We start from the raw sequence: 13,195 nt of genomic DNA, 5'->3' as shown, positions 1-13,195 counted from the left end.
GCAACTTTTAATCATCAAAATAGGGGGTGTTAAACGCCCTAAAAAGCTATAGGTTGACTGTTAGAGGTTTCCAGAGTGATGTATGACGCATCTTGCTATTCCTTGTTGGTCACCTCACTGTCGGCTAGGCTTATGAAGGAGTGATTGATCATGACGATTTATGCTAATCCGGGTACTGAAGGCGCAGTTGCTAACTATAAAAAGCGCTATGACAACTACATTGGTGGTCAATGGGTACCGCCTGTAGATGGTGAATATCTAGACAATGTCACTCCGGTTACGGGTGAAGTATTCTGCCAGGTCGCCCGTGGTAAAGCGGCAGATGTTGAGAAGGCTCTCGACGCTGCGCATGCTGCGGCGGAGGCGTGGGGTAAGACCTCGCCGGCGGAGCGTGCCCTGGTATTGCACCGGATTGCGGACCGTATGGAAGAGCATCTGGAAGAAATTGCCGTTGCGGAGACCTGGGAGAATGGCAAGGCTGTACGTGAGACGCTAGCGGCTGATATTCCCTTGGCCATTGACCACTTCCGCTATTTTGCGGGTGCCATTCGGGCTCAGGAGTCGCGAACGTCGCAGATTGATCACAATACAGTTGCTTATCATTTCCATGAGCCCATTGGGGTGGTGGGGCAAATCATTCCGTGGAACTTCCCGTTGTTGATGGCGGCCTGGAAGATTGCTCCTGCTTTAGCTGCTGGCAATGCGATTGTTCTTAAGCCTGCCGAGCAGACCCCAGCTTCGATTCTGTATTGGATCGATATTGTGGGAGACCTGATTCCGGATGGTGTTCTTAACATTGTGAACGGTTTGGGGGAGGAGGCTGGCGTTGCGCTTTCTAGCTCTACTCGTATCGGCAAGATTGCCTTCACCGGTTCGACGCAGGTGGGTAAGTTAATTAATAAGGCTGCTGCGGACAAGATCATTCCGGTCACTCTAGAGCTGGGTGGAAAATCGCCATCGATTTTCTTTGGTGACGTTATGGATTACGAAGACCCCTTCCGGGACAAGTGCATCGAGGGACTTGCAATGTTTGCCCTGAATCAGGGTGAGGTGTGTACCTGTCCTTCGCGTGCGCTTGTTCACGAGTCCATTGCAGAAGAATTCCTGGCGTTAGGTGTGGAGCGAGTGCGCAAGATCAAGCTCGGTAATCCTTTGGATACTGAGACCATGATGGGTGCCCAGGCCTCCATGGAGCAGATGGATAAGATTTCTGGATACTTGGACATTGGCCCGAAGGAAGGCGCCGAGGTACTTACTGGTGGTCATGTCAACCGTATTGATGGTTTGGAGAATGGCTATTACATTGAGCCGACCATCTTCAAAGGGACTAATGATATGCGTATCTTCCAGGAAGAAATCTTTGGTCCAGTGCTCTCGGTTGCTACCTTTAGTGACTTTGATGAGGCTATTCGGATTGCAAACGACACCAATTATGGCCTTGGTGCCGGTGTATGGACTCGTCATCAAAACACCGCATATCGCGCTGGACGTGCTATCCAGGCGGGTCGTGTGTGGGTGAATCAGTATCACAATTACCCAGCTCATGCGGCCTTTGGCGGGTATAAGGAATCGGGAATTGGGCGCGAAAACCACCTGATGATGCTGGATCACTACCAGCAGACCAAGAACCTGCTCGTTTCTTATGACGAAAACCCTACGGGCTTATTTTAGTTGCTTTTAATTGAATATGGTTTTGTCCCCAGCCGGCGTTATGTCGGTTGGGGTTCAGTCATTTAGGGGACTTAATGACTATAGTTCCCAACAAGGTGTAGGTATTGAAAATGCCTACGAGAAAGGAAAGATCGACGTGAAAAACGATTTCCCTGAGGCCTTCACCGCTGCTGTAGTTGACGACTTTGGCCCTGAACTCACTATTCATGATGTAGATTTGCCTGAGCCGGGACCCAACCAGGCGCTGGTGAAACTAGTAGCTTCCGGCATTTGCCATACAGACCTTCACGCAGCGGAAGGCGACTGGCCAGTGAAACCGGAACCACCGTTTGTTCCTGGGCATGAAGGCGTGGGCGAAGTCGTTAAATTAGGGCCTGGCCATCACGGAGTGCAGCTCGGAGATATGGTGGGCAACGTATGGCTATGGTCTGCGTGTGGGGAGTGTGAGTATTGCCGCACCGGCCGCGAAACTCTTTGCAATGACGCGGAATATGGTGGCTACACGGTTGATGGCTCCTTCGGTGAATACATGCTGGTAGATACCCGTTACTGTGCTCGTATTCCAGAGGGATCTGACCCCATCGAGGTTGCCCCGATCTTGTGTGCTGGTGTGACTGTATATAAGGGCCTCAAAGAAACTGAGTGCAAGCCGGGCCAGTACATGGTCATTTCTGGTATCGGCGGTCTGGGACATATCGCTGTGCAATATGCGGTAGCTATGGGTATGCGCGTAATTGCAGTGGATATCGCGGACGAAAAATTAGAGCTTGCGCGGAAACATGGTGCTGAATTTGCAGTAAATGCGTTGAAGGAAGACCCGGTTGAAGCGATCAATGCTTTTACTCAGGGTGGTGCGCATGGCGTTCTGGTCACCGCCGTTCACCCGCAAGCGTTCGGTCAAGCCATTGGTATGACTCGAAAAGGTGGAACGATCGTATTTAATGGTCTTCCTCCAGGAGAGTTCCCTGCACCTATCTTTGAGATTGTGTTCAAGGGGCTAACCATTCGCGGATCGCTGGTGGGAACACGCCAGGATTTGGAAGAAGCTCTCGATTTCTATGCGCGCGGCATGATTAAGCCTACTGTTACGGAATGCAAGCTTGACGACGTCAACAGTGTCTTCGCCGATATGCATCAGGGCAAAGTCGATGGGCGCATGGCGATTAGGTACTAACGCTGCGCTTCTTCGGCAAGGCGCTTGAGGAAAAGCGGACTGGTTATATAGCTCGAGTGTCCTCCGGGGATTCCCCACTGTTCGGTTGGAAAGCCAAGGGCAGTGGGGTCTTTGCCATGTACGGCTGTGTACTTTGTTCCCGTTAATCCGATGGGGTCTAAAGACCCTAAGGCCGAGATGATGCGAGGGGAGTCGGTGTTGAGCTTGATCACAGGAGGCACCCCTGGGCTGCCGGCGAAAATAAGGGTGTCTGCCTCTAATCCGGTTTCCGCTGCTTTGCCAGCAACCACGGATCCGTAGCTGTGTCCTAGCACTAGCAGCTTGGCCTGAGGGTTCCTGCTGCGTAGCGAGGCTTGAAAGTCTTTTAAAGCCTGTGCCCCGCGAGACGCAGGGGCTGTGGCGACTGCCGCGGGAATATGTGCAGGTGCGGAGTATCCCAGCCAGGCGATGGCTGCGCCGCCTGTTGCTTGGGATACGCGTTGGGCATGCCGGAAATTGTCTGGCCACGTGTTGGGATCAGAGGAGGAAACGCCGGCTACTAGGGTGGTGATTGAACTGGCGGTGGATACGTTGCCAAAAGCGACCACTGCATGATGGGCGTCTGCATGAAGTATCTCGGCATCAGGGAAATCGGTCTGTAGCTGGGTGGTAGTTAGTGTGCTTGGGGGATAGTCGGTTTCATCGGTGCACAAAGCCGCAAGTTGCGTGATGGACTGGGCGCAGGTGGCGTCGAGAAGCTTTCCTAGTTCTTGTAAATGCGTGATGCCTTTGGTGATAAGGAAAGACTCATCGATGGTGCGTTGTGGAAGTAAACGTAAATACTCATGATGGTGTTCCAACTCTTCCTGGAGCCTGGCGGTTATGGAGAGAATATGGGCGAGGTAGTTGGCTGCCCTATGTGGGTCGAGCCAACAGCTTAAACGACGGGTGAGAGTAGCGGCTGCAATCTCAAAGGCCCTGCCATAAAGCTGTTCTAATCCTTGGTTCCACGTGGAACGAAGACCTTGGGCGATAGAGCTGCCAGAGCGGGAAAACGCTGAAAGTGCATGGGCGGAAGCTAGAAGTTGCCCTGATTGCAATGTGAACATCATGTCGCCTGGAGTGATTGCGAGGTATCGGAGTCTATCTCCATGGAGAGGGTAATGGCATCACGCAACTGAGAGAGTAGATCAGTGATGCAATCCTCGTACCTATTTGTAGTGAGTGCTGCGGAACTCAGAAAGCTGTCTAACGCTGAGGCTGTTGCGCTTGGATTTAAGTGTGAGACAGGGATGTGGGTGCTAGGGCCCGGAAAGAAATGGGGTAGGGCTGTCGGTTGGATCATGAAGGTCATACTGGGTAGCGTGCGCGTGTGTGAAGAAACGGGCAAGCGGGCGGGCTGAGGCGGAGAAAAATTGTGAGTTAAGTGAAAACTATCCACAAGAGGCCTAGGCTATAAAGGTATGCGAATTGCGTTGGCACAGATTTCTGCTACGGGCGATAAACAAGAAAACCTACGCCGAATTGAAGATCAGGTGCGGCATGCAGCAGGGCGGGGCGCAAGGATGGCAGTTTTCCCAGAAGCTTCGATGCAAGCATTTGATACCGGACGTCTGGACATAAACGCTGAAGACATATCAGGGGCTTTTGTGGGGAAGCTCAAAGAATTGTCCGATGAGCTCGATATTGGCATCGTCGTAGGGATGTTTACTCCGGCAGACGCGGTGGAGGTCGAGGGGAAGGAGATCAACAGGGTTTATAACACGTTGGTTGTTGTCCTCCCTAGCATGAGCAGCCCTGTTTTTTATAACAAAATCCATACCTACGATGCCTTTGGGTATCGAGAATCTCATACGGTTAAACCTGGGGAAAAGCTCATTACTTTTCTCTATGACGGAATCACTTTTGGTCTTGCTACCTGTTATGACGTTAGATTTCCTGGCCAATTCCGGGCTCTTGCGCATAAAGGGGCGCAGGTCATCCTTGTGCCAGCTAGCTGGGCTAGTGGTGAGGGGAAGAGGGAGCAGTGGCAGTTGCTTACTTCTGCTCGAGCATTGGACTCAACATGTTTTGTGGTGGCAGTAGATCAGGCGGACTCGGGGAAACAGGGCCCGACGGGTATTGGATTTTCTAGGGTTATTGGTCCGGATGGGGTGTGTGTAGCGGAAGCAGGGAGTGTGCCCGAGCTGTTAATCGCAGATATATCTACGGAGAACCTTTCTGAACTTCGACGCTCTGTTCCTGTTTTATCTGGCATAGATGAGTACGGAAAGGAACATTCCTTTTTCTAACAAAAATTAAGTTTATTATTTGGTTTTATTTGATTTTATGCGCAGAAAATCTAACGCTGTATGGTTAAAGGCGTTCTGTGTTGAGAAGAATGCCAGATTGCCAAGATAAGCATTTTCCTGTTTGTCTATCTTTCAATCCTTGCTTTTACTGCGGTTTTGCTGCCACATGTTCGTCCTGTGACCGGTATTGCATTGACTACTAACCGGTTGGGGAAGAAAGATGTGAAAGTTATAGTCTGAGCTTCACTTTAAGCAAGTCTTCTACTAATATTCTCAACCGTTGCTTGTAATTGAAATTGAAAACAACTCGCGCTTGAGTTGGCCGAAAGGACAGGTATGCCACCCGCAGTCGCGTCTCGAGCTTTAACGACGTTAAAGAAGAAAAAAGTTTTTATACCGCTTCTGTCGGTTTTGGCATTGGTCGGAGTAGGCGCGTATTTCATTGCTCCCGAGGAACAAGGGCAAGTTGTTCCCGTATCTGAATACACGCAGTTGGAGTCTGCGGAGGTAGCTAACCGCGTTTTGGTGGAAGGCACTGTTGAGCCAATTCGTACCGCAACTTTGTATACGCACCTCACTGGCCCTGTTGCCACCATATCTACCAAGGTGGGAGACAAGGTATCAGCTGACCAGCTATTGGCAAAGATTGATACATCTTCCACGAAGACTGAGTTGGATAACCAACGAGCCACGGCAGCACAGAACCTGAATCAAGCAATGGCACAGGCGGAAACTGCGCAACAGCAGTATGACCACTTGAAGAGCCGCCTTGATCAGGGGCTGAACACTGAGATCAATAGTGCTAATGCTCAGCGTCGTCAGGCTAATGAGGAATACATCAAGGCTCAGCAGGCCTTTGAACGTAAAGCTCAAGACCGACAGCATGTGAATACTCCAGAGTTGCGCACCCAAGATGCTGCGGTGAAGCAGGCGCGTGACCAGCTGTTCTCTGCTGCACTTGATGCTGCAAGAAGCGGCGCCGCTACAGTCTTCGGAATCACTCGTAACTCTCAGGAAAATGAGGGACTTTCTCAGGATAGGACCCGTTTGGCAGAGCTCAAAACAGAGCGCGAGCAGGCCCAAGACGATAAGAAGGCCGAGCTTGACTCCCAGATTTCTGCACTTGAGTCGCAGATGCGCAACCGCAATCAGTCTCCTGATGGTACGGGGCAGTCTGTTGTTGAATCGGTTATCGGTAGCGCCGACTCACTGGTTAAGCTCAACGGAGCGCAGCGCCAGCTCGCAGAGGCCGAGCGTAACTATATCGCGACCCTTGCCACGGTAGACCGGGAGCTCAGCGATGCTCAGCGTGGGGTAGCAAATGCTTTTGAAGCACACAAAGAGGCTTCCACTAATGCGGCAGCAGCTGAATTTGCTGCGCAACAACAGCTTGATCAGCAGGAATTGGCTATTAATCAAGCATGGCGCAGCGCGAACACGGCTCAAGACTCCTCGGCTCTGACACTGAACAAACTGCAGCTCGATATCAATTCCTCGGACGTGCGTGCGCCTTTCTCCGGCGTTGTTATGGCAGTCCCCGCTCAGCAGGGTAAGCCAGCAGCAGGAGACGGCATAGTCACTATCGGTGATGATTCTTCCTTGATTGTGAATGCAAACGTAAAAGAGGCGGACGTCGCTAAGCTTCGCGTTAACGACAAAGTGACCCTGACATCTACGTCTAGCGGAACCAAGACCTTTGAAGGACGTATCAAGAAGATCGTCAATGTGGCTAAGCTGCCAGCAGCTGGTGCAGAAAATACAACCAAAGCAAAGCCTCTGTATCCTGTCGAGATTGAGTTGACCGGAAATCGCGATGGTCTGTTGATCGGCGGTAGTGTCAAGGCGCGGGTAAACATTGATAAGAATCGTGAGACCATCAAACTTCCCGCCGAGGCTATCTACCAAGAAGGCAACACCAAGAAGGTGCTTGTTCTTGCAGATAAAGATGGTTCTTCTGTCATCGAGGCTCGTACAGTTACCGTTGGCAATACCACTGACATCATCGCAGAGATCACAGGTGGAGAACTCAAGCCGGGCGACAAGGTTCTTAACCAAGCCTCCAAGTACAAGGACATGATCGGTACTTCTGTCAGCATGCAGCAAAATGCAATTGTTGAAGGCAAATAGGTGATGAGCATTACCGCTTCAGAAACTTCGCATGATCAAGATTCGCTTATCTCGATGCGGAATATCGTCAAAACTTTCAATATTGGGCATGAAAGTGAATTGACGATCCTGCCTGGCGTTAATTTTGATGTCTTTCGCAATGAGTTCGTCTCCGTCGTCGGTGCTTCCGGTTCTGGTAAATCGACCCTGATGAACATCATTGGGTTGCTGGACCAACCAACCTCGGGTGAGTATCTTTTCGACGGCACGGATGTACTAACACTCGACGAGGATGAGCTTGCGCATCACCGTAGCCGGAACATTGGCTTTGTGTTCCAAAGCTTCAACCTTATTGGGCGTATCTCGGCGCTGAAGAACGTCGAAATGCCCATGATGTATGCCGGGGTTCCTAAGAAAGAGCGACTCGAAAGGGCTGAAGAACTTCTAGCCATGGTTGGCATGGAAGAACGTATGCAGCATAATCCTGCTGAGCTTTCCGGCGGCCAGAAACAGCGTGTAGCGATTGCCCGCGCTCTGGCGAACGAGCCTCCGCTTTTGCTTGCCGACGAGCCAACCGGTGCCCTTGACTCCCATACCGGGCGCCTGGTCATGGACCTTTTCCATAGCCTTAACCAAGACTTTGGCAAAACAATCGTCTTTATTACCCACAACCCAGAGTTGGCTGCTGAGACCACTCGCGTTGTTACTATGACCGACGGTGTGATTGTTGACGGTAACACCTTAGGGGAGGGACACTAATGACCTTTAGTGAGTCAATTTCCCTAGCTTTGAGTAGTCTCCGCGTAAACAAACTGCGTTCGCTGCTTACCCTGCTAGGCATTATCGTTGGTATCGCTTCTGTGATTGCGATTTTGACGTTGGGTAAATCATTACAAGCCCAGACGTCTAAATCCTTGGCTGAATCCGGAATTAACGATCTCACCATTCAGGTGTCGGAGCGCAGCAAGTCGGCTGCTCCTGCGGAACCTGGTTTTCAGGGCGGCGGGCTCATTGATGAGTCGGCAAAATTGACGCCGGATCTGATTAACCAGCTAAAAAATGCTGCAGGAACAGGCATTGATGGTATTAGCGTGGGTGAGACTAGCCATCAGGCTGTGACCTTGGAATACGCCACACGGGAAGAACAGTCAACTGTTCTATCGGTGAATAACGATTACCTCAAGATAAAAAAGATAACTGCAGAGTACGGGCGCGTTTTTACTGAAGAAGACACTAACGGTGAGCGTGCAGTCGCTGTTATTGCGCCTTCTACTCTGGAGAAATTATTTGGTAATGATCCGCAAAAGGCCCTTGGCGCAGAAATTGAAGTAAGCCTCCCTAATGGAACCATTACTCCTTTGGTCGTTGTAGGCGTGTTCCACGAAGAAAAATCGGGTGGACTATTTAACACTGGTACTCAATCTAAGCTGTACGTTCCGTACACCATCCAGTCGAATTTTAACGATAAACCTATTGCGTGGGATTCGGTGTCCGTGCGCATTGCACAAGGCGCTGATGAAACACAAGTACGCCAGGTGCTTCAACGCGTTTTGGATGCGTATTATGCGGACAACAGCGAGTACCATGCGACTCTTCAAGATAATAAATCCACAGTTCAATCCTTCAACTCTACGTTGAAGAATATTAGTGCAGTGATTTCCGCTATTGCAGGTATTTCTCTGGTTGTGGGTGGTATCGGCGTGATGAACATTATGTTGGTTACCGTTACTGAGCGAACGAGAGAGATTGGTGTCCGGAAAGCTCTAGGAGCTAGACGCCGCGATATCAGACTGCAGTTCATTGTTGAATCGATGATCATTTGTACTATCGGCGGAGCTATTGGTGTACTCCTGGGCGGTTCCATCGGTGTGATTGGTTCTCATCTCTTGAAAGAACTTGTGTTCCCACCCATCGGAGGAATTCTCCTTTCCCTAGGTTTCTCCTTGGCTATTGGTTTGTTCTTCGGTTATTACCCTGCCAATAAAGCAGCTAAGTTGAATCCGATCGAGGCGTTACGCTACGAGTAACGTTTTTTAAAAACGGAGCTTTACGTTAAAACCGTGCCACACAGTACTTGTGGCACGGTTTTGCTCTTCACACTACGTTTTATGGGTGAATTTTCTTCAGGTATCTGAAACTTTCTACAATGGTATTGCCACCCAACGTTCACAGATTTCACATAATTCAATTTTAGGATGAAAAACCGGTGGTTTGGTTGAAGAGTGAACAGCCGACCTAGCTTAAAAATCAGATCTCGGAAAAGGATAAATACCTTTGGAAACGAAGAATAGAATAATAGGTCTAGATTTAGCCCGCGCAGTGGCTATCATCGGGATGATAATTACACATGTAGCGGAATTAACCTGGGTCGGCAAAACCCTAAGCTCGGGAATCGCTTCTTCTTTGTTTGCCGTGGTCGCAGGCATGACGATGGTGGTTATCTCGGATAAACCAGGGAAAACGACCTATTTGCGCTTAATCACTAGAGGTTTGCTCGTCCTTTTAATTGGTGTAGCTCTAGTCTCTTTTGCCCATAAGATTCAAATTATCTTGATAATTATGGGAGCCTCGATGGTACTGCTATTTTGGGTGCCCAAGATTCGCCTCCAGTATCAAGTAATGCTGCTTATTGCATTAATGCTGGCAGCTGCTATAGAGCACAGCTTGGTGGACATTTATTCGCCCTATTCGATGCTAGGCTGGCTTGCTTACATGGTCGCTGGCATGATTCTGTTCCAGGTTTTGCGTAATAATAAAAACCGGCTCATTTGGGGGATCGGTGGCGCGATTGTCGCTGCTATCGGTTTGTATGTGAGGCTTAACGTGGAAACGCCTCTGTTCTTCTCAGCCGTAGGTCATACCGGCGGCCTAGGAAATATCTTGTTGTCCTTAGGTGCAAGCACTGCATTTGTAGCGCTGTGTCTTTTCCTGGGTGAAAACATTAATGCGAAAATACTAAAGCCTCTCACAACCTTTGGCGCGATGTCTCTCACCATGTACGTTGCTCATGTTGCGAGCGCTGAATATGTGATCAAGAACGTCGTTGAAACCTCAAACGCGTTTGTTCTTATCTCTATCATCGTTGGAATAGTTTTTGCGGTTGTGTGGGCGAAATTCTTCAAACGAGGACCGATCGAAAGCATAGTCAGGTACTTGATTCAGCTTATTGTTCCTTCACCTTCGAAATTTCCGGCAGATAGTGTTTCCGCTTCCAGTACTACCGATGAAGTGAAACAGGCAGCTGCCAAATAAAGGGATTTAGGAAGGACTATCAAAGATGAAAAGACTCAACCGTTTTACAGCTTTTTTCGCAGCAAGCCTAAGCATCGCTCTAGCGACTGCACCGGCCGGTTATGCGCTAGAAAATGCTCAAGCAGCGCCTGATAACGCGGAGAGCCGATCAGTAGCGGCTTTAAGGGTGGGCAAGGCATCTGCCTATGGTAACTGCACAGGTACGGTGCTTAATGAGCATTGGATTCTTTCCGCAAGACATTGTTTTGAGCTAGAGGATCCTAGCGGCTCAAAAGTGCGCGTCGGACAAGGATCGAATACCTCAGAATATGATATTTCCGGTTGGCTTTTCGCGCCTGTGGGGGACATCGCCCTAGCGTATGTAGCGGAACCTATGAAAGGGGTTTCCACCGCGAAAATATCGGACAAAACGGTGAAGGTAAATGACCAAGGCCGAATTTGCGGCTGGAGCCATGCTTCTAAACTTGCTACGTCTGGAAAGCTTCCTTTCGCAGATGTGACTGTCACTGATATTTTTGCGGACGGGGAGAACGCCCAAAGTGCATTCTTGAATATCACTACTCGCAACGGAGAAGGCGTCCAAGGTGGAGATTCCGGTGGGCCATTATTTATTGACGGTGCTGTAGCTGGTGTCACAACTGCAAGCGGCGCAAGCGAAGACATCAATAAACCTGCGCCACAAGCTTTCTATAGTACGGTCGGCCCTCAGAAGTCCTGGATCGAAAACGTCATTCAAGGAAACGGTGAGGGATTGCTCCAAACTGAATACACTGAGCCCGCTGAGGGAATTACCCCTAAGCAGCACGGTGGACGTGCCAACTGGTATGGAGCTGCGGCAGTAGTTCTTTTGCTACTTATCGCTGGATATTCTCGAATCTCTAAGCCGCTATCGAAAAAGAGTTAGTTTATAAAACTGTCCGGCCTAACGCCTGCTTTACATGGTTAAAGCAGGCGTTAGCTTCGTTTTGCCGGCCTGTGAAATAGTTCCGAGGGTGCAAAAATAGTACAGTAAAGAGCGCAACAGGGATTCCGCTAGCCTATGTTAGAGGTTTCTAGGCTTAAGAGACTGGCATGCGCTGATTCGCAATACTAATTTTTAGTACCGGACAAAACTTCTGGTGAATAAGAAAAATTAGGCCGAAAACCGGATGTAAATAATAATTGAGATTGAGAAAATTTTGTTAAATAGTAGAAAGAAAACAGTGGGTTTTCGGCGGAGATATTATATTATCTACCTATCCCTTATTGTCGCTATGGTCTTTTTTCTCTGGGATATTAGCGCTGCTTTGGAAGAGAACGACAACGTTCATGCAGCAGGTAGCGTAGTTATAGAGATAATTCTATTATTAAATCTTTCAATTTTTGTGTCTCGTGGTCAATGGGTCAGGGACGTGGACCGAGGGGGCTACTCAATAGTTCCTGCTAGTGAGGCGTTTGCCCCTGAGCGGTTATTTCTTCTGGGTCTGGTCATACTTCTAGCGGTTTTGTTTGTATCGACTGGCTTTTCTGTGTACGGAAAAGATGGTTTTGATGAGTTATTTGATGAAGCTTTCTCCATTGCTCCCGTTAAATGGGCTGTCACGCTGACAGTGACGGTGCCTTTGTATGAAGTCTTCAGTCGTGGATGGGGAGAGCTGAAAGCGGTGCAAGGTGACAAGGTGGTATCGTGCAAGCCATTTATTAACTCAAAGACAAGATTGCGCAATCTTCTCTATAAGAAGTAGCCACACTAGTGGGGTAGGGGAGAAGCTTAGATTCGCTTATTGAGGGGCTTTTATGGGAAGGATGTCGCTTAGGGGAGGCGACGTCCGACTAAAAGATGAGATTTTTACTATCTGTACTATAAATTTTTCTCAGCGAATACACTGCTATAAACTTCTTTTCACCGCAAAGGTTAATGCTGAGAACTTCAAGGAGCGTGCTTCCGAGTGCAGACGAAAATAAAAGAATTCCTCTTGGGAGGAGACCGGATAGATCATTTAAAGTGGTGGGATCTTGTGATCCTGGCAGTGATCTTTTTTGGTTATTCCACCTACATCTCTACAGTGGGATTCCTTGCACTTGAAGACCCTATTCTAGGCGATCTCACCCCTATAGAATTCAGCACGAACGATAACTATGAGGCGTTTTTTGACCAGCTGTTTTTCTTTGTCATAGCAGCGGTCTATCTGATTCTGCGTAGGTTCAATTTTAAGCAATGGACTATTCGTATAACGCTGAAATCTACCTTTGCTGCGATTGTTATTTTTGTTGGGGTAGCGCTGCTTTTCGACGCTTATCATTCGATAGTCGCGCTATTTATTCAGCCGCTTGAGTCTGCCATCGAAGCCGCAGAAGCATCTGAGGTGATTGGGCAGAGCAATCTAGAAGCTTTGATCGCAAAACTTGATCTGTCTCTAGTGCTTTTCTCTCTCCAGAATGGCTTCTATGAAGAGATCTTTTTCTTGGGAATTTGCCTTAGCGTTGCGCCTAAGTACAGGGTGGCAGCGTTTATCTTCTCGCTCGTAGTACGAACAGTTTTCCATACGTATCAAGGCCTTAGCTCGGCATTGGCCATCGGCTTGATCCTAGGAATCGCCTTCTACTTTTTGTACACCAGAAGCAAGGACAAAAACCTGTACCCCTTCTTCTTGGCTCACGCGATTTGCGATGTTGTAGGCCTGGCCATACTTTATCTCTTTGGCATCTAAGAGCTGCTCAAAGGGTGTGCACATTGCTTACT

11 protein-coding genes are annotated in these 13,195 nt (G+C 49.1%); 10 read left to right on the top strand and 1 reads right to left on the bottom strand.

From position 1 onward, the window contains the following. Positions 1-150 precede the first annotated feature (150 nt). Together exaC and adhP are read left to right on the top strand one after the other, a co-directional pair. Positions 151-1,671, top strand: coding sequence for an acetaldehyde dehydrogenase ExaC (gene exaC / locus CULFRC11_RS09800; protein ID WP_013912464.1), 1,521 nt, complete (start codon positions 151-153; stop codon positions 1,669-1,671). A 136-nt stretch (positions 1,672-1,807) separates the two neighbouring features. Then, a complete protein-coding gene (gene adhP, locus CULFRC11_RS09795; RefSeq protein WP_031270659.1) occupies positions 1,808-2,845 on the top strand; it encodes an alcohol dehydrogenase AdhP in 1,038 nt (345 codons plus the stop codon). Here adhP and CULFRC11_RS09790 read toward each other — a convergent pair. Continuing rightward, positions 2,842-3,936 (bottom strand): alpha/beta hydrolase, encoded by a 1,095-nt coding sequence (locus CULFRC11_RS09790; protein ID WP_023636406.1) that lies wholly within the window; start codon positions 3,934-3,936, stop codon positions 2,842-2,844. The two genes, adhP and CULFRC11_RS09790, sit on opposite strands and share 4 nt — an antisense overlap. 351 nt (positions 3,937-4,287) lie before the next feature. On the opposite strand from CULFRC11_RS09790, the gene CULFRC11_RS09780 reads away from it, so the two are divergent. The 8 genes from CULFRC11_RS09780 (at position 4,288) to CULFRC11_RS09745 (ending at position 13,163) form a co-directional block, all read left to right on the top strand. After that, positions 4,288-5,115 carry a carbon-nitrogen hydrolase family protein gene (locus CULFRC11_RS09780; protein ID WP_023636405.1) on the top strand — a complete coding sequence of 276 codons (828 nt, stop codon included), beginning with the start codon at positions 4,288-4,290 and terminating at the stop codon, positions 5,113-5,115. A 336-nt stretch (positions 5,116-5,451) separates the two neighbouring features. Next, positions 5,452-7,242: an HlyD family efflux transporter periplasmic adaptor subunit gene (locus CULFRC11_RS09775; protein ID WP_023636404.1), complete on the top strand. Its 1,791-nt coding sequence runs from the start codon at positions 5,452-5,454 to the stop codon at positions 7,240-7,242. Positions 7,243-7,245: 3 nt separating this feature from the next. Beyond that, positions 7,246-7,980, top strand: coding sequence for an ABC transporter ATP-binding protein (locus tag CULFRC11_RS09770; protein ID WP_046096662.1), 735 nt, complete (start codon positions 7,246-7,248; stop codon positions 7,978-7,980). Then, positions 7,980-9,248 carry an ABC transporter permease gene (locus tag CULFRC11_RS09765; RefSeq protein WP_023636402.1) on the top strand — a complete coding sequence of 423 codons (1,269 nt, stop codon included), beginning with the start codon at positions 7,980-7,982 and terminating at the stop codon, positions 9,246-9,248. The genes CULFRC11_RS09770 and CULFRC11_RS09765 overlap by 1 nt, the downstream gene beginning before the upstream one ends. Positions 9,249-9,495: 247 nt before the next feature. Next, entirely contained in the window at positions 9,496-10,473 is a 978-nt protein-coding gene (locus CULFRC11_RS09760) for a DUF418 domain-containing protein (RefSeq protein WP_144245015.1), read from the top strand. A 25-nt stretch (positions 10,474-10,498) separates the two neighbouring features. Beyond that, entirely contained in the window at positions 10,499-11,377 is an 879-nt protein-coding gene (locus tag CULFRC11_RS09755; RefSeq protein ID WP_038620827.1) for a trypsin-like serine protease, read from the top strand. Between the two features lie 298 nt (positions 11,378-11,675). Next, positions 11,676-12,197, top strand: a complete 522-nt coding sequence (locus CULFRC11_RS09750) for a hypothetical protein (RefSeq protein ID WP_023636399.1) — start codon at positions 11,676-11,678, stop codon at positions 12,195-12,197. Positions 12,198-12,401: 204 nt separating this feature from the next. Next, entirely contained in the window at positions 12,402-13,163 is a 762-nt protein-coding gene (locus tag CULFRC11_RS09745) for a CPBP family intramembrane glutamic endopeptidase (protein WP_052099794.1), read from the top strand. The last annotated feature ends 32 nt before the right edge of the window (positions 13,164-13,195 follow it).

It is taken from the genome of Corynebacterium ulcerans, assembly GCF_000767685.1.
Classification (GTDB): Bacteria; Actinomycetota; Actinomycetes; order Mycobacteriales; family Mycobacteriaceae; genus Corynebacterium; species Corynebacterium ulcerans.
The sequence above is the reverse complement of the archived record's forward strand: the minus strand, read 5'-3'. Positions and strand labels throughout refer to the sequence as shown.

Coding starts and splice junctions, on each gene's coding strand:
- CULFRC11_RS09775 (WP_023636404.1), top strand. CDS start 5,452: ATGCCACCCGCAGTCGCGTCTCGAGCTTTAACGACGTTAAAGAAGAAA.
- CULFRC11_RS09755 (WP_038620827.1), top strand. CDS start 10,499: ATGAAAAGACTCAACCGTTTTACAGCTTTTTTCGCAGCAAGCCTAAGC.
- CULFRC11_RS09780 (WP_023636405.1), top strand. CDS start 4,288: ATGCGAATTGCGTTGGCACAGATTTCTGCTACGGGCGATAAACAAGAA.
- CULFRC11_RS09770 (WP_046096662.1), top strand. CDS start 7,246: ATGAGCATTACCGCTTCAGAAACTTCGCATGATCAAGATTCGCTTATC.
- CULFRC11_RS09790 (WP_023636406.1), bottom strand. CDS start 3,936: ATGATGTTCACATTGCAATCAGGGCAACTTCTAGCTTCCGCCCATGCA.
- exaC (WP_013912464.1), top strand. CDS start 151: ATGACGATTTATGCTAATCCGGGTACTGAAGGCGCAGTTGCTAACTAT.
- CULFRC11_RS09765 (WP_023636402.1), top strand. CDS start 7,980: ATGACCTTTAGTGAGTCAATTTCCCTAGCTTTGAGTAGTCTCCGCGTA.